Below are 17,075 nucleotides of genomic sequence, written 5' to 3' on the forward strand. Positions count from 1 at the left end.
GCGTGCGGTGCGGCGCCCCTGGCGGCAACTCAGGAGTTCGGTCCGCTGCGGCCCGGCTCGGGGGGCTTCCCCGCACGGTTGCCGACAGAAGACCTGAGTTGCCCGCGGGCGGGACGCGTTCGAGCCCCTGCGGCGGCGGGCGGCCGAGCGCACCCGGCCCGCCCTGCTCTGCGGGTGGGCGCGGGTTCGGGCCGCCGCTCCCCCAGCGGCAACTCAGGGATGTTGCACGGGGCGACGCCGGCCCGTGCCGCAGCCGGCGTGACCCGGCGCAGGACTCCTGAGTTGCCCGTGCGGGGCGGGCCGAGCGGAAGGTCGCCGCCGGGCGGCGGCGGAGTCGGCCCGCAACGCCGTGGATCCACCGGCCCACGGTCGTCGGGGTCGAGCGCCGCGGAGCGACCTCGGCAACTCAGGAACCCTGCGCTGCCGCGGCCGGAGGGCCGGGCCGCCGAGGAGTGGGCGACGCCGATCGCCTGAATTGCCGAGTGGGGGTGGGCGCGAAGTGCCGCGGCGAGGGCGGGCGGGCCCGGCGTCAGGCGGCGACTAGCGCGCCGGCGGCGAGCTCGACCGACCGCAGCCGGTCGGCCACGGTGGGCGACTGGTGCGCCAGGATCAGCTCGTCCGCCTGCGCCTCTGCGGCGAACGCGTCGAGCCCGGCGCGCACCTCGGCGGGGTCGCCGACCGCGGCGTACCGCATCATGTTCGCGATCTGCCGCCCGTTCGGCGTGGTGAGGAAGATGTCGATCTGCTCGTCCGTGTACTCGGGGGCGGCCGGGCCGCGCGCGATGAGCGAGCGGACCCGAGCCCGCCGCGTGACGGCGAACTGCCGCTGGGCGTGCTCCGAGGAGTCCGCTGCGACCACGTTGATCCCGGCGATGACGTGGGGTTCGGCCAGCTGCGCCGACGGAGTGAACTCGTTGCGGTAGAAGGCCACGGCGTCGTGCAGGAGGTCGGGCGCGAAGTGCGACGCGAACGCGTAGGGCAGGCCGTAGGCGGCCGCCAGCTGCGCCCCGAACATCGACGATCCGAGGATGTAGAGCGGCACGTCGACCGCGCCCGGCACCGCCTGCACCCCGGCGATCCGCGACTCCCCGCAGAGGTAGGCCTGCAGTTCGAGGACGTCCTCCGGGAAGGAGTCCGCCGACCCGGGGTCGCGCCGGAGCGCTCGCATCGTGGTCTGGTCGCTGCCGGGCGCGCGCCCGAGGCCGAGGTCGATCCGCCCGGGGTGGAGCGACGCGAGCGTCCCGAACTGCTCGGCGATGGTGAGGGGCGCGTGGTTCGGCAGCATGATCCCGCCCGCTCCCAGCCGGATCGTGGAGGTCTGCGACGCCACGTGGCCGATGAGCACGCTCGGCGCACTCGACGCGATGGTGGGCATGTTGTGGTGCTCGGCGTACCAGACGCGCCTGTATCCGCTCCGCTCGGCGGTCTGCGCCAGGGCGACGCTGTTCGCGAAGCTCTGGGCCACGGATTCTCCCGGGGCGATGGGGGCGAGGTCGAGGATGGAGAGCGGAACGGTCATGCTCGTGTCAACGCCCGAGGTACCGCAATCGTTCCCGATGCGCGAGGTCCGTCAGCGCCGGGCCTCGTACTCCCGCGACAGCCAGGCCCCTTCGGGGCGGTGGGCGCAGGAGCCGCTGCTCGCGCAGGTCTTGTAGTCGCTGCGCGCGTAGACGAAGAAGATCGCCTCCTTGGCCGCGGTCTCGTGAGGGGCGAGGTTCGCCGGTTCACCCTCGATCGGATAGCCGCGGTAGCCGGCGAAGGAGTGCGGGACGTCGTACACCCGGTCGACGCGTTCGGCGAGGTAGGCGACGGCGTGGTGGTCGGCGTGGTCGCCGTCGTCGAAGCCGCCGACGTGGTCGAGGGTCGTGATGCGGTCGGGGCGATGCGCTCGGAGGAGCTCGTGCAGGGCCTCCTGCAGGCTCGCGAGGGTGTGCGTCGCGGAGCCGTCGACGGCCGCGATGGTGTCGATCGTGCCGTCCCAGAGCTTCCGGAGGCTGGCGCCGCCGCTGCGGACGCCCCCGGAACCGTCCATGCCGCCGTCGGGGAGGCGGAAGAAGTAGAGGACGACGTGCGGCGCCGCGTCGAGGACCACGCGGGTGACGGAGCGTCCGCCGAGGGTCACGACGGACGTCGACCACGCGTCGGCGACGCCCAGCAGCGCGGCGTACGCCGCACGGGCGCCGGCCTCGCGGGCCTGCCAGTACCAGCTCTCGTCGTCGTCGTCACCCGCGGTCAGGTAGGCGTTGACGAGGGCCCGGCCCGCCGTCGCGTCGGCCTGGACGCTGCGGCTCTGGAACAGGAGGTCGTCGTCCTGGTGAGCGAGGATCGCGACGGTCCCGCCGAGAGCTGCGCCGCCGGAGAGGGCACCACCCGAGAGGTCGCCGCCGGCGGCAGCCCCGCCGGGTGAGGCCGGAGTCGCGGCCAGAGCCCCGCGCCGGACCGCCTGCCGCCACGCCCGGAGGCGGGCGACGACGCGACGGGGCCTGCGGAGGGCGAGCGCGAGGATCCTGCGCATCAGGACACCTCGTAGATGCGCACGCCGTCTCGGTCGTAGGCGAGAGTCGACCGGGAGGCCACGGTGTCCTCGAGCAGCTTCAGGTCGGCGGCGGAGAACGCCCCGCTCACGATCGCGGCACGCTCCTGGCTGTCGGAGAAGGCGACCCAGGTGCGCCCGCCGAAGGCCCGCTCGTCGATCAGGCCGAGGAGGGTCGCGTTGGTGACCTTCCCCGGGTCGAAGTTCTTGACGTCGGTCATGGCCGTGGCCTGCGCGTAGTGCACGAGGTACTTCGGGTAGTTCGGCCCGACGAGCAGCGGGAACGTGTCGGTGACGCTGAAGACGAGGTCGTCCCTCTGGAAGCGCCCGTCGAGCCACTCGGCGGCCTTCACGTCGCTGGCCGAGACGCGGAGGCTCGCCTCCGGCTGGAAGTACGTGCCAACGAAGAGGGACAGCAGGATGCACAGACTGGCGATCAGGCCGACCTTGCGGATCCGCGGCAGGCCCCGACCCGTCCAGAACAGCCAGCCCACGCCCATGGCGTAGAACGGCAGGCCGAACAGGAAGACGCGGAACTTGCCCTCGCCGCCGTAGGTCTGGCCGAAGAGGGTGAGCACGGGGGCGACGGCGAGCCAGGCGACGACGAGCGTCGTACGGATGTGGCCGTTGAGGATGCGCCGGACGAATCCGGCCAGGGCCAGGAGCACCGCGAGCCCGGTCAGGAGGACGACGCCGTGGCTCTGCAGCGTGCTCACCTCGGAGACGCCGACCTGCGAGACCGACTTCGTCGTCGCGTTGGCCACGGGGTCGAAGCTCGAGAAGAGGCCGAAGTGCTGCTCGACGTAGTCGAGGTTCGGCAGCAGGTAGAGCACCGGGAGGGCGGCGACGGCGATCCCGACCCAGAGCCGTCGGAGGTAGCCGGCGACGAAGAGCGGCAGGAAGGCCAGGATCGCGACGTAGGGCGTCAGCTGGTGGCTCGCCACGATGACGGCCTGGAGGACGATCACGGCGGCGATCGCGAGCACGCGCGCTCTCCTGGACCGCGTGATGCCGAGGACCTCGACGTTGACGGGGCGACCGCGCCTGCGGGCGGGCGTCGCCAGCAGGTTCTCGACCCGGCGCAGGAGCCGCCGGGGCTCGGAGCCGAGGGCGGCGACCGCCACGAGCGCGGCCGTGAGGTAGAGCGTGAAGGCGAAGGCCTGGGGCGAGTAGTAGTTCTGGCCGACCCAGTTGCCGATCGTGAACACGATGACGGCGGTCCAGGCCCAGCGGCGGTGGCGGCTGATGGTCCGGGCGATGGCGAGCACGAGGGCCGCGTCGACGAGGGCGAAGAGCACCTCCGCCCAGCTCGCGTAGGTCGTGGCGTCGCGGTGACCGATGGCCCCGCCGAGCGCGGCCGAGAACGAGAAGAATCCGGGCCAGCGGTTGTAGAGGTCGATGGTCGGATCGACGCTCCCCGAGGCCGTGATGTAGTTCGTGACCGCGATGTGCTTGTAGACCCAGGGTAGGCGCGGCGCGTTCTCGACGAGGTTCGCGGAGGCGTAGAGGACGACGATGAGCACGCCGATCGCGGCCGAGAGGAGCCCGTGGGAGCGCCGGCGCGTGAGGAGCGACACGACGACGACGGTGAAGACGACGGCGACCGAGAGGTACCAGACGACGGGGAACGCCGCCAGCAGCCCGAACTGGCCGAGGTCGGTCGAGTTCGTCGTCGCGACGCCGACCACCCAGAGGGCGAAGCCGAGGCCGAGGGAGACCCAGAGCCAGCGGGGCGACCGCGTGCGGACGGGGCGGGGCCGGAGCGGGGCGGCCGGCTGGACGTCGCGCGTCCGGGAGAACAGCGGTCCGCGGACCGGTCGCACGCCGACGAGCAGAGCGCCGGCGACGAGGATCACGACCGCGGCGGGACGCGGGTGCCAGAGTGTCGTCCAGACCATGGCGAGCGCCACGACGGTGAGCAGGACGACGCTGCCGACGACGGTGAAGACGAGCCGGGCGGCCGGTTCGATGGCGGGGAAGCGGCGGAGGACGCTCCAGCCGGGCACGAGGAGCAGCGCCGCGAGGACGACGACGGAGCGGACGGGGCCGGGGGCGTCGAGCTCGACGAGGAGGGCGGCCACGAGGGCGAGCGCGGTGAGCGCCAGCTCCGCCGCGCGGAGGGGGGTCGGGCGGCGGGACGACGCGGTGGCGCCCCGGACGTCGGGGTCGTCGAGGAGCACGGTCATCGATCCACCACGCCCGGCCGACGGACCCGTCCGACGAGCCTCCTGCGACTCCGGTGGGCCTCGAGGACCCGCGCGATCGCGTCCAGGTGCGCGCCGTGAGGGAAGTGCGTCTCGACGTGCTGGCGCAGCTTCGCGCCGAGGTCGGGCTCGGTGACGCGCCAGTCGAGCACGCCCCGGAGGGCGACCGCGAGGGCGGCGCTGTCGCGCGGCGGCACCAGGAAGCGGCGGAGGTCGCCGGTGAGCACCTCGACCATGCCGCCGACGGTCGCGCCGATCACCGGCACGCCGGCCGACATCGATTCGACGAGGACCCGACCGAAGGCCTCCTCCTCCCACGACGGCGCCATGACGACGTCGGCCGCGTGGAGGAGCGGCACCACGTCGTTCTGGTTGGGCAGGCGGAGGACGGTGCCCTCGTCGAGCACGTCCAAGGCGCTCTGGAGCTCCGCGTCGTCGACGACGTCGTCCCCGGCGATGACGAGCACGCCCTCCCCGGGTGCGAAGCCGAGCGAGCGCCAGGCCTCGACGACGCTGAGAACGCCTTTCGCGCGGGAGATGCGGCCGAAGTAGAGGCCGACCTTCGCCTTCTCGGGGAGGTCCAGGAGGCGGCGGGCGGCGCGGCGATCCCCGGGCGTCGCGACGGGGTACTTGTCGAGCGGGACGGCGTTGTGCACCACGGTGACGCGGTCGGCGGGGATCCCCGCGGCGACCCACACGGTCTTCATGTGCTCGGAGACCGCCATGAAGTGCGACACCCCGGTCGTGAGCAGCTTCTCGAGCCGGTAGTTCGGGGCGTGGTGCAGGTGGATCACGAGCGGGATGCCGGCGATCCGGGACACGACCTGCGCCCAGATGACGTTCTCCGGGCGGTTCAGCCAGAGCACGTCGGCGCGGAGCCGGCGGACCGTGCGGGCGGAGCGGACGAACGACGCCAGGTGCCGGAGGGCGCGGCGCGGCTCGAACCGGAACCGCACGGGTCCGGTCAGCGAGACGCCGAGCATCTCGAGATCGCCCCGCTGGATGCCCGACTCCGTGTAGAGCAGTTCGACGCGATGTCCCCGTCCGACGAGAGCCGTGGTGTCCTCGAAGACGCAGACCTCGACCCCGCCCACCGGCGCCAGGACGTCGGTGGCGGTCACGATCCGGAGCGGCTCCGCCGTGGGTTCGTGTCGGTCGATTCGGCATCTCTCGCCCACGTCGGGCACCTGAGTGCTCATGATCGCGTTCTCCCCCCGATGGTGGCGACGTTCCCGGGCGCCTCGTGCGTGCGCTCTACCCGCAGCCAGCTGCGCCGGCTCCGGAGGTACGCGGCGGGTCCGCTCGGGAACCCCTTCAGCTCGGTCGAGACGAGCGACTTCGGGTAGCCCCCGGAGAGGTCGGCCGTCTCCTGCGGTGCGTCCTTGGGCGAGCGCCCGCGGAGCCGGTCGACGGCGCGTCCGGCTAGGCGGCCGGCGGCCGACGGGACCTGCCATCCGAGCGCGACGAGGTGGCGCGGGTCGCCGAGCACGAGCGCGGTCAGCATGGCGGTGAACCCGAGACCGTAGCCGTGGAGCTGTTTCTCGAGCTCGGGCAGCGTCCGCCGGTGGCGGTGGTGCACGACGGCGGCGGGCTCGAAGGCGAGACGGCCCCCGGTCCAGAGGATCTGGACGATGGTCGCGAGGTCCTCGCCGCCGAGCGCCGGCGTGCCGGTGCCGAGGGCGGGGTCGAATCCGCGGACGCGCTGGAGGGCGGTGCGCCGGAAGGCCATGTTCGCGCCGGCGCCGTAGGCCCCCACGCCGTAGATCGGGAAGCGCTTGATCTCGGTGCCCCGCGGATCCTCGACCCGGATCTTCGAGCCGCGGAGCGCGCCCGGCAGGTCGCCGGCGGCCTCGAGGCGCACCGGGACGAACTGGCGCTCCCCCGCGAAGCCGCCGTAGTAGCCCTCGAACCAGATCTGCGCCGGCGTCTCGAGCTCGGCGGGCAGGATGAGGCCGGTCATCGCGTCGACATGGTCGGCCCGGGCGAAGCGGCGGCCGATGACTCGGAGCCAGTTCTCGTCGACGCGGACGTCGTCGTCGGTGAACGCGACGACGTCGCCGCGGGCCGCCTCGACGCCGGCGTTGCGGCCGGTGGAGACTCCGGGGCGCGACTCGCGGACGACCCGGACGTTCCGTCCGGCGACGATGCCCGGAAGGAGGTCGTCCGCGGGCAGCGTGACCCGGTTGTCGACGAGCACGTACTCGACGTCGGGGTAGTCGAGCCGTTCGAAGGCGTCGAGCAGGATCCGCAGGTCGGTCGGGCGCCCGACCACCGTGGACACCACGACGGTGATGCTCGGCAGATCGGCGTCGGCGACCGGCAGGTCGTCCGCGGCGCGCTCGGGGAGCTGCTGCGCGAAGAGGGGACGGAGGGCGGCGGCCGCATCGGCCGGGTCGTCGGTGAGCTCGATGTCGACGGCGCCCACGGGGATGTCCGAGCGGTAGCCGACGACCATGGCGGTCGAGTAGCGGTAGTCGGCGACGAGCTCGGGGACGTCCTGGTCGAGGTCGACGGAGATCACCCGGCGGGGGCCGGGAGCATCGGGGAGGACGTCGGGGGCGGTGTCGGTCACGGTGGTGCTCTCCTCGCCGGGGCGGATGGATCGGACGGCGCCCTCGCCGAACAGGGCTTCGAGGGCGTCGATGGTGGCGACGGCGCCGGTCGGCGCCCCGTCGGTCGGCACGGTTCCGGTCGGCGCGGTGTCGGACGGCACGGTTCCGGTCGGCGCGGTGTCGGACGGCACGGTCGCGGGCGGCACGTCATCGGTCGGCACGATGTCGGTCGGCACGTCGTCGGTCGGCACGATGTCGGTCGGCACGTCGTCGGTCGGCGCGATGTCGGTCGGCACGTCGTCGCCCGCCCCGCGGCGCGCGTCGCGCAGGCGGAGCAGGAACCACGGCAGGCAGGCGAGCGCGAGCACCGCGCGGGCCAGGTTCCAGGGCAGCGTCTCCGGGAGGAGCATCGACAGCGACGCCAGGGTGACGCTCCCGGCGATCGCCAGGAGCAGTCGCGGCGGGGCCGCGCGCCACGTCCGACGGTCGGGCAGGAGGCGGAGCTGCAGGGCGGCGAGCAGCGAGTACGACAGCAGGGTCGCGATGGCGGCTCCGGCGATCCCGAGCGGGACGACGAGCAGGACGTTGACGCCGACGTTGACCACCGCGGCGACCCCGGAGACGATTCCGAGCGTCTTGCCGCGGCGCTGCACGATGAGGAGGCGTCCGGTGGCGCCGCTCGCGGCGACCGGGAACGCCGTCAGGGCGACGAGCAGCACGACGATGGTGAGTCCCGCGGGGCGGAAGGTCGCGGGCGCCAGGATCCGCAGGGCGAGCGGCGCGACGAGGGTGACGGCCAGGACGATGGGCACGAGCAGCCGGTACAGCTCGTCGCGCGACCGGAGGGCCAGGGCGTAGCGGGCCGCGTCCGACTTGAGCGCCGCGAAGTGCGGGGTCCAGGCGCCGTTCGTGAAGTTGAGCAGCAGGATGACCGCCGAGCCGATCACGTAGGCGACCTGGTAGCGGCCGACCTCGGTCGCTCCGAGGTCGCGCTGGATGATGATGCGGTCGCCGGCGTTGAGGACGAAGTAGGCGAGGGCGCTGAGGGCGAGCGGCGTCCCCAGTCGGATGGCCCGACGGGTCACCTGCGCCTGTCGGAAGCCGCTCAGCAGCGGCTTCGTGACGACGACGCCGATGGCCATGGCGACGAACTGGCAGATGACGCCGCCCCAGGCGTAGGTCGTGGCGTCGCGACCCAGCGTCAGCATCAGCACGAGGCCCACGATCGAGCCGCCGACGGCCGACATGATGCTGACGGCCGTGAAGGCGCGCAGGCGGTCCTCGGCGACGAGGAGGGCGAGCATGACCGTGACGACGGCGGAGGGGGCCGTCCAGAGGATGATCGCGACGAGCAGGAGGCGGTAGCCCTCGAATCCGAGCGGCCCCGCCCAGAGCGGGATGGTGGCGAGGGCGGCCGCCGTCACGGTGAACGACAGCACGACGGCGACGGAGATGAGCCCGCGGGCCGCCCTGTCGTCGCGGTCCTCGGATCGCTGGAGGACGAGAGCCTGGTCGAGACCGAAGAGGGCCGCCACGCTGAGGACCTGGTAGACGGACATGCCGGACGCCAGGGCGCCGAACTGCGCCGGACCGACGAGGTGCGCGAGGACCGGCGAGATGAGCGTGGAGACGACGAGCTGGAGCGACCAGACGACGACGTAGAGGAGGCCGCGGCCGAAGAGCTTCGACGATCCCTCGCCGTCGGGCTCGGGGAGACGGACCGCACCCTCGGGAGCCCGGTCGACGACGGGGGCGCTCACGACGCGGCTCCTGCTCGGCCGTGGACGACGGCGTCGTCGATGCGGTCGAGGAGCGCGGAGCTCTCGGAGGTGGAGAACTTCCGGGCGAAGAAGTGGGGCAGATCCTGCTCGGCGGCGGACCGGCGGCTGAGCACCGCGTCGGTGTGCTCGAGGGTCAGCCACGGCGGGCTCTTGCGGCGGGTGCCGTCCCAGCCGATCCACCACAGGGTCGCCCGGACGTGCTCGGCGGCCCAGCCCGGGACGAAGCGGGGCGTGTGGAGGATCGACGGCACGAAGGTCTCGTCGGCGACCCAGCTGCGACGCCAGAACGCGACGAGCGCGGGGTTCGCGTCGACGGCCTCGAGCACCTGGGCCACGTGCTCCCGCGCGAGGACCTTCAGCTGGGATCCGCCCGCGAAGGTGACGTCGCGGGGCAGGCGGCGCGGCACGGGGAGTCGGATCATGCGCTTGCGCCAGGCCCAGTGCCGGAAGCGCAGGCGGTCGAAACCGCCGGAGCGCCCCCACTCGGGGTGCGGCATCGGGTCGAGCAGGGCGAAGGAGACGCCGCGGTGGTCGTCGAGGAGCGCGGCGATCTCCGCGGTGGACGCGAGCGGGTAGTCGGTGCCGGTCAGCACGGCGACGTGCGTCGCTTCGGTCGCGGCGAGCGCCGCCCGATAGCCCTGGAGCTCCGCCTCGACGTTCTCCCAGCGGGCCCAGCCCGTGCGGACGCGGGGCAGCACGACGACGCGCTCGGGGAGGTCCTCGGTCATCTCCCGGAACACGTCGTCGGGCGTCGACGGGTCGCAGTGGAGGAAGACGGGGAAGGGGTCGAGGGCCACGACGAGTCGCTTCACGTGCGTGGGATCCGTGTGCGCGAGGATGACGCACGCCAGGAGCGCAGGGGGACGCTGGGCTGACCGCATGGGCGAGGGGGTCCTGTCGGTTTCGGGTCCGAGTCGGGGGGCTGACCGACCCCCGGGAGAGGCCGGGAGGGACGGGCCGGGGCATCGGACCGTCTGTCGGGTGGATCCACGTCATCGGGGCAGTGCTCACGCTAGGGGATCGCCCCGGGGGCCACAATGACGCGTTGTGGTGACAGACAGGTGCGTCTGCTCTGTACCCCGGTCACGAGGCGCGCAGGATGCCCGGCGAGAGGCCCCCCCTGATGCGCCCGCTACCCTTGCCCCATGGCGCCGACCCTCACGATCCTCGACGACTACCAGAACGCCGCCCTCGACCTGGCGGACTGGTCGCCCCTCCGCGAGAGGTACGAGATCGACGTCGTCGACGAGCACCTGGAGGGCGACGCCCTCGTCGAGCGCCTCGCCGGCAGCCGCGTCGTCGTGGCCATGCGGGAGCGGACCGCGTTCCCCGAGGCGATCCTCCTGCGCCTGCCCGAGCTGCGGCTCCTGGTGACCACCGGGATGGCCAACGCGGCGATCGACCTCGAGGCCGCCGCGCGGCTCGGCATCGCCGTCTCCGGGACCACCGGCTCCGGCCGGGAGGTCGCCGAGCTGACCCTCGGCGTGATGATCTCGCTGGCGCGCCACATCACCGTCGAGGACCGCTCGATGCACGAGGGCGGCTGGCAGACCACGCTCGGCACCGCTCTCGCGGGCAAGACCCTCGGACTCGTCGGCCTCGGCAAGCAGGGGGCCCTCGTCGCGGAGCTCGCGCGGGCGTTCCGGATGCGGATCGTCGCCTGGAGCCCCCACCTCACGCCCGAGCGCGCGGCGGAGCACGGCGCCGAGGCCGTCACGAAGGAGGCGCTGTTCGAGACGAGCGACTTCGTCTCGATCCACGTGCCCCTCACCGAGTCGACCCGCTGGCTCGTCGGCGCGGAGGAGCTCGCCGTGATGAAGGAGAGCGCCTACCTCGTCAACACGTCGCGCGGCCCGGTCGTCGACACGGAGGCGCTGCTGATGGCGCTCATGGTCGACACCATCGCCGGCGCCGCCCTCGACGTCTACGACGTCGAACCGCTCCCGGCGGACGACCCGCTGCGCAAGCTCGACAACGTGCTCCTCATCCCCCACCTCGGCTACGTCACGCGAGAGGTCTACGCCGTGTTCTACGGCGAGGCGGTCGAGGACGTCCTCGCGTTCGACGCGGGCGAAGAGCTCCGGTCGCTCGTGCCCTCCGCCGGATGACCCGGCCCCGCCTGCGTCCGGTCAGCGGATGGTGGTGGTGACGTCCACGAGGCTCGGGGCGGCGGGGGCCGAACCGAAGCCGAAGCGGACCGGGGGCTCGAGGCGGGCGAGAGCGCCCAGATCCTGCTCGCCCCAGCGACCGCTCAGCGCGTCGATGTGCCGGGCGACCGTGACGCCGTAGTACTCGCGGCGGCCTCGGCCCGCTGTGCCCGCCGTCGCGGAGCCGGGCACGAGGATCCGGGCGACCGGGTCGATGAGGCGCAGCCACTCGGGCATCGTCGCGAAGGCGCGGGGCACGGCGCGGAGGAGCATGCCGAGCCCGGAGATGGCGCCGATCGTGAGGTCGAGGTGCAGGTCGCCGGCAGTCACGCCGATGCCGCCGTCGATCTTCTTCCACGCCACCGGGACGACGCGGACCTCGTCGAAGTCGTACGTCGCGGCGACGAAGTCGGCGACGTCGGAGGTCGGGGCCAGCAGGATCCGGTGGCCGTCGCCCTGCTCGATCATCACGTCGGCGAAGGCACCGAGGGGCGAGTCGTTCCACATCCCGACCACGATCCGGACGCCGGACGTGGTGCCCACGCCGGCTATCCGACCGACGAAGCGCAGGTCGGTCCGGGCTCGGCGGGAGACTCTCTGGGGCACGGCTCGACCCTACTCACGGTGGCTGAGTGTGGCTTTTTCTGTGTTTGTCTTGCTTTGCCTGCGTAATCGACCTATGCTCTCTCGAAAGCACAGCCGTTCCCACGGCACGACTAGCAGGCGACGCGGAGGTCACCGACATGTACGCACTGGAGCGACACGACTCGATCACCGACCTCCTGCGTGCCGAGGGCCGCGTCGTCGTCGCCGATCTCGCCGCCCGCTTCGACGTCACGACCGAGACGATCCGCCGCGACCTCGACGCTCTCGAGCAGGCCGGTCGTCTCCAGCGGGTTCACGGCGGGGCCGTCGCCTCCGGGCACACCAGCGTCGCGGAGCTGAGCTTCGCGGAGCGGCAGGAGCAGCAGACCCCCGGCAAGACCGCCATCGCGCGCGCTGCCGCCCGGCTCGTCCCCCCGACCTTCGTCGGCTCCGTCGCCCTCGACGCCGGCACCACCACCGCGGCCATCGCGCAGGAGCTCGCCTCGTGGGAGCCGGAGACCCCGGGCGGCCACCTCACCGTCATCACCAACGCCGTCCCGATCGCGGCGCTGCTCCAGCAGAGCCCGCACATCGAGCTGCACCTGCTGGGCGGGCGCGTCCGCGGCCTCACGAGCGCGGCCGTCGGCTCGGCCACCGTCGACCAGATCGCCGGCCTCCGCCCCGACATCGCCTTCGTGGGCGCCAACGGCGTCAGCGCCGGCTTCGGCCTCTCCACGCCCGACGAGCTCGAGGGCGCCGTCAAGGCGGCCTACCTGCGGGCGGCCCGCCGCGCCGTTGCCGTCGTCGACGCGACCAAGCACGGCGCCGAGGCCCTCGTGCGCTTCGGACGCCTCGACGAGATCGACACCGTCATCACCGACCAAGCCCCCGGCGCCGACCTCGCCCGGGCCCTCGCCGACTCCGATGTGGAGGTGATCGTCGCATGATCATCACGGTCACGCCCAACCCCTCGCTCGACCGTACGATCGAGCTCTCCGGCCCCCTGGCCCGCGGCGCCGTCCAGCGCTCGCTCTCCACCACCGACGAACCCGGCGGCAAGGGCGTCAACGTCTCGCGCGCGCTCGCGGCGTCGGGGGCCGACACGGTCGCGATCCTGCCCGGCGCCCTCGACGACCCCGTGCTCGTCGGGCTCCGCGCCCGCGGCGTCAGCACCGTCAACCTTCCGATCGACGGGCGACTGCGCGCCAACGTGACACTCACGGAGCCCGGCGGCACGACGACGAAGATCAACGAGCCCGGCCCCGACCTCCAGGGGCACGCCCTCGCCCTCCTCGACCTCGTCGTCGAGCACGCGGGTGCCGCGACCTGGCTCGTCCTCGCCGGCTCGCTCCCGCCCGGCCTCCCCGACGACTTCCACGCCGGCGTGGTCCACGCCGTGCGCGAGACCTACGGCTCGGCGTCCCCGCGCATCGCCGTCGACTCCTCGGGCGCCCCCTTCCGTGCCCTGATCGACTCCGGTGTCGTCGTCGACCTCGTGAAGCCGAACGCCGAGGAGCTCGCCGAGATCGTCGGCGGAGACCCGGCCGAGTACGAGAGCGACCCGGCGCGGGCCGTCGAGGGCGCCAGACTCCTGCTCGCGAGGGGGGTCGGCGCCGTCCTGCTCACCCTCGGCAGCGCCGGTGCCGTGCTCGTCGACCAGCAGGGCGCCTGGTTCGCCGCCGCCCCGAAGATCACCGCGCTCTCCACCGTCGGAGCCGGCGACTCGGCGCTCTCCGGCTACCTCCTCGCCGAGACGTCCGGCGCGACGGCCCCGCGTCGACTCGCGCAGGCCGTGGCCTCCGGCGCGGCCGCCGCGTCGCTGCCCGGCAGCATCGTGCCCACGCTCGACCAGACCCACCCGGAGCTCGTGACCGTCGACGCGGTCGCCCCCGCCGTCGCCGGTCGGCGCTGACGCTCCCCCGAACGTTCCCCCCTCAGACCCCGCAGCAAAGGAGCTCCCCACCATGTCCAGCCTCATCAGCACCGACCTCGTCGGGCTCGACGAGAACCTCGGAGACACGTCGTCCGACGTGATCCGGGCCCTCGCCCGCCGCGTCGCAGGAGTCGGGCGCGCCGGTTCCGCCGAGACGCTCGCCGACGACGCCATCAAGCGGGAGGCGTCCGTGGGAACGGGCGTGCCCGGCGGGATCGCCATCCCCCACGCCCGCTCCGCCTCCGTCACGGAGCCCACGCTCGCCATGACGCGTCTGGCGAAGAAGGTCCCCTTCGGCGCCCCCGACGGCGACGCCGACATCGTCTTCATGATCGCCGTGCCCGAGGGCGCCGACGCCGACCACATGACCGTGCTCTCGACGCTCGCGCGCGCCCTGATCCGCGACGACTTCACGGCCGCCCTCCGGGCCGCCCGCACCCCCGCCGACATCGTGAAGCTCGTCGACGACGAGGTGGGCGGAGAGGTCGACCAGGCGCGCGGGGTCACCGGCACCGCGGCTCCTGCCGGAGCCTCGCCCGACGCCGCCCCGCGCCTCCGGCTCGTCGGCGTCACGGCCTGCCCCACCGGCATCGCCCACACCTACATGGCGGCCGACGCCCTCGTCGCCGCCGCCAAGCGCGCCGGGGCCGACCTGCAGATCGAGACGCAGGGCTCCGGCCAGGTCGTCCCGCTCGACCCGTCGGTCATCCAGGCGGCCGACGCCGTCATCTTCGCCGTCGACGTCGACGTCCGCGACCGCTCCCGCTTCGCCGGCAAGCCGCTCGTGCAGGGCCCCGTCAAGCGCGGCGTCGACGAGCCCGACCAGATGGTCCGCGAGGCGATCGCCGCGGCGACCGATCCGAAGGCCAGCCGCGTCACCGGCAGCGCCGCCTCCGGCCCCGTCGTGAGCGGCGGGCGCCAGAACTTCGGTTCGTCGCTCAAGCGCTGGCTCCTCACGGGCGTGTCGTACATGATCCCGTTCGTGGCGGGCGGCGGTCTCCTCGTCGCGCTCGGCTTCCTCCTCTCCGGCTACGGCATCGCCCTCACGGCGGACGGCCACACCGTCAACAACGCCGTCTACGCGCTGACGAACTACTCGCTGACGAACCTGCCGCCCGAGGGCCTCGCCTACTACCTCGGCGCCGCCGCCTTCCAGATCGGCGGGGTGTCGCTCGGATTCCTCGTGGCGGCCCTGGCCGGCTACATCGCCTACGCGATCGCCGACCGCCCGGGCATCGCGCCCGGCTTCGTCGCCGGCTCCATCGCGGTGTTCATGAACGCCGGATTCCTCGGCGGCCTCATCGGCGGCCTGCTCGCCGGTGCCGCGGCCTACTGGATCGGCAAGCCCCGCGTGCCGCGCTGGCTCCGCGGCCTCATGCCCGTCGTCATCATCCCGCTGCTCGCCAGCATCGTCGCCTCCGGCCTTATGCTCCTCGTGCTCGGCGGCCCCATCGCGGCCCTGATGAAGGGCCTGACCGACTGGCTCAACTCGCTCAACGGCGCGTCCGCCATCCTGCTCGGCGTCATCCTCGGCCTGATGATGGCCTTCGACCTCGGCGGCCCGGTCAACAAGGTCGCGTACGCCTTCGCGGTCGCGGGGCTCTCCGCAGGATCCCTGGCCAACCCCGCCCCGCTCGAGATCATGGCCGCCGTCATGGGTGCCGGCATGGTGCCCCCGCTCGCGATGGCCCTCGCCTCCACCGTGCTCTACCGCAAGGGGTTCAGCGAGCCCGAGAGGGAGAACGGCAAGGCGGCGTGGCTGCTCGGAGCGTCGTTCATCTCCGAGGGCGCGATCCCCTTCGCCGCGGCCGACCCGCTGCGCGTGATCCCGGCGTCGATGGTCGGCGCGGCCGCCACCGGAGCGATCTCCATGGCCGCCGGAGTCACCTCCCGCGCCCCGCACGGCGGCATCTTCGTCTTCTTCGCCATCGGGGGCATCTGGATGTGGCTCCTGGCGATCGTCGTCGGAGCCGTCGTCTCGGCGCTCGTGCTCGTCGCGCTCAAGCGCTTCGTGCGCCGTCGCCCGGTCGGGGCCTCCGCGGCCGCGACGACCGAGGCCGACGCCCTCGTGGAGCAGCGTCGCCCCGTGCCCGCGAGCGCGTAGCGAGACCCGTCGAGATCGCACCCGACGTCGCCCGGCCCCGGCCGCGGCGACGTCGGGTGCGATCTCTTTCGTGCGGGGCGCAAGCGGCCGGGCTACCGGGCGAGTGCGCGGACGGCGTCGAGCGACTCGGCGAGAGACGCCGCGACTCCTGCCAACTGCTCCTCCGTGACGTCGGGCGACCAGGTGAAGCGGACCGCCGTCTGCGCGACGTCCGCCTCGACGCCGAGGGCCGTCAGGACGTGCGACGGCTCGTCGCTGCCCGCGGCGCACGCCGAACCGCTCGAGGACACGACGCCGCGTCGCTCCAGCTCGAGGAGGACCGACTCGCCGCTCGTCCCAGGGAAGACGAACGACGCGTGGGCGGGCAGGCGTCGATGAAGGGGGCCGGTGAGTCGGGCATCCTGCGCCAGGGAGAGGACCCGGTCGACGAACGCGTCGCGGACCGCTGCGGCGTCGGCCGCGCGACGCTCCCGCTCGGCCTCGGCCAGCGCGACGACGGCGCCGAGGGCCACGGCGCCGGCGACGTTCTCGGTGCCGGAGCGGCGGCCCCGCTCCTGACCGCCGCCGTGGACGAGGGGCTCGAGCGGGAGGCGGCCCGCGACGAAGAGCGCCCCGATCCCCTTGGGCGCACCGAGTTTGTGCCCGGACAGGGTCAGCGCCTGGACGCCGAGCCGGTCGACGCGGGTGTCGAGCCAGCCGGCCGACTGAACGGCGTCGGTGTGGAACGGCACGCCGGCCTCCCGCGCGAGAGCGGCGAGCTCGGCGATCGGCTGGACCGTGCCCACCTCGTTGTTCGCGTGGGCGATCGACACGAGGGTGGTGTCGGGCCGCAGTGCGCGCGCGAGAGCCGCGGGAGAGACGGTGCCGTCGGGGTCGAGGTCGACGAGGGTGACGTCGAAGCCGTGGCCCCTGCGGAGGAAGTCGACCGACTCGAGGACCGCCTCGTGCTCGATCGCCGTCGTCACGAGGTGCCGACCCCGCGGTGCCCCGAGGGCGATGCCCTTGACGGCGAGGTTGTCGGCCTCGGTCCCCGACCCGGTGAACACGACCTCGCCCGGCCGGCAGCCGAGCCAGCCGGCCACCTGCTCGCGGGCCCGGACGAGCCCCCGGGCGGCCGACTCCCCCACCGTGTGCCGGCTCGACGGATTGCCGAAGTCGCCGGTCAGGTAGGGCCACATCGCCTCGAGCGCCTCGCGGCGGACGGGTGACGTGGCGGCCGCGTCGAGGTAGAGCACG

At 73.4% G+C, this 17,075-nt stretch carries 12 protein-coding genes; 4 read left to right on the forward strand and 8 right to left on the reverse strand.

All coding sequences use genetic code 11. The features are described from left to right. Positions 1 to 529: 529 nt before the first annotated feature. The 6 genes from AS850_RS11650 to AS850_RS11675 are packed head-to-tail and all read right to left on the reverse strand — an operon-like array spanning position 530 to position 9,951. A complete protein-coding gene (locus AS850_RS11650; protein ID WP_119869273.1) occupies positions 530 to 1,519 on the reverse strand; it encodes an LLM class flavin-dependent oxidoreductase in 990 nt (329 codons plus the stop codon). Between the two features lie 51 nt (positions 1,520 to 1,570). Next, complete coding sequence (locus AS850_RS11655; protein WP_119869274.1) at positions 1,571 to 2,515, reverse strand: PIG-L family deacetylase; 945 nt, start codon at positions 2,513 to 2,515, stop codon at positions 1,571 to 1,573. Continuing rightward, positions 2,515 to 4,719: a hypothetical protein gene (locus AS850_RS11660; protein WP_119869275.1), complete on the reverse strand. Its 2,205-nt coding sequence runs from the start codon at positions 4,717 to 4,719 to the stop codon at positions 2,515 to 2,517. Before AS850_RS11660 ends, AS850_RS11655 begins: the two co-directional genes overlap by 1 nt. Next, entirely contained in the window at positions 4,716 to 5,936 is a 1,221-nt protein-coding gene (locus AS850_RS11665; protein ID WP_164088442.1) for a glycosyltransferase family 4 protein, read from the reverse strand. The genes AS850_RS11660 and AS850_RS11665 overlap by 4 nt, the downstream gene beginning before the upstream one ends. After that, positions 5,933 to 9,049 (reverse strand): oligosaccharide flippase family protein, encoded by a 3,117-nt coding sequence (locus AS850_RS11670; RefSeq protein WP_164088443.1) that lies wholly within the window; start codon positions 9,047 to 9,049, stop codon positions 5,933 to 5,935. The genes AS850_RS11665 and AS850_RS11670 overlap by 4 nt, the downstream gene beginning before the upstream one ends. Beyond that, positions 9,046 to 9,951 (reverse strand): beta-1,6-N-acetylglucosaminyltransferase, encoded by a 906-nt coding sequence (locus AS850_RS11675; protein WP_119869278.1) that lies wholly within the window; start codon positions 9,949 to 9,951, stop codon positions 9,046 to 9,048. The genes AS850_RS11670 and AS850_RS11675 overlap by 4 nt, the downstream gene beginning before the upstream one ends. Before the next feature lie 264 nt (positions 9,952 to 10,215). Between AS850_RS11675 and AS850_RS11680 the strand changes: the two genes are divergently transcribed. Beyond that, complete coding sequence (locus tag AS850_RS11680) at positions 10,216 to 11,178, forward strand: D-2-hydroxyacid dehydrogenase family protein (protein ID WP_119869279.1); 963 nt, start codon at positions 10,216 to 10,218, stop codon at positions 11,176 to 11,178. A 21-nt stretch (positions 11,179 to 11,199) separates the two neighbouring features. On the opposite strand, the gene AS850_RS11685 is transcribed toward AS850_RS11680, so the two are convergent. After that, the gene (locus AS850_RS11685; protein ID WP_216819736.1) at positions 11,200 to 11,823 is read right to left on the reverse strand and encodes a hypothetical protein; all 624 of its coding nucleotides are present in this window, start codon (positions 11,821 to 11,823) and stop codon (positions 11,200 to 11,202) included. Between the two features lie 137 nt (positions 11,824 to 11,960). Here AS850_RS11685 and AS850_RS11690 point away from each other — a divergent pair, with 137 nt between their 5' ends. Genes AS850_RS11690 through AS850_RS11700 form a run of 3 tightly spaced genes read left to right on the forward strand, consistent with a single transcriptional unit; the run spans position 11,961 to position 15,839 of the window. Next, positions 11,961 to 12,749: a DeoR/GlpR family DNA-binding transcription regulator gene (locus tag AS850_RS11690; RefSeq protein ID WP_119869280.1), complete on the forward strand. Its 789-nt coding sequence runs from the start codon at positions 11,961 to 11,963 to the stop codon at positions 12,747 to 12,749. Then, positions 12,746 to 13,714 carry a 1-phosphofructokinase family hexose kinase gene (locus tag AS850_RS11695; RefSeq protein WP_119869281.1) on the forward strand — a complete coding sequence of 323 codons (969 nt, stop codon included), beginning with the start codon at positions 12,746 to 12,748 and terminating at the stop codon, positions 13,712 to 13,714. Before AS850_RS11690 ends, AS850_RS11695 begins: the two co-directional genes overlap by 4 nt. A gap of 52 nt (positions 13,715 to 13,766) precedes the next feature. Continuing rightward, the gene (locus AS850_RS11700; protein ID WP_119869282.1) at positions 13,767 to 15,839 is read left to right on the forward strand and encodes a PTS fructose transporter subunit IIABC; all 2,073 of its coding nucleotides are present in this window, start codon (positions 13,767 to 13,769) and stop codon (positions 15,837 to 15,839) included. 92 nt (positions 15,840 to 15,931) lie between these two features. Here AS850_RS11700 and AS850_RS11705 read toward each other — a convergent pair whose 3' ends face one another. Further along, positions 15,932 to 17,074: a cysteine desulfurase family protein gene (locus AS850_RS11705; protein WP_119869283.1), complete on the reverse strand. Its 1,143-nt coding sequence runs from the start codon at positions 17,072 to 17,074 to the stop codon at positions 15,932 to 15,934. Position 17,075 lies beyond the last annotated feature (1 nt).

This window comes from Frondihabitans sp. 762G35 (assembly GCF_002074055.1).
Lineage (GTDB): Bacteria > Actinomycetota > Actinomycetes > Actinomycetales > Microbacteriaceae > Frondihabitans.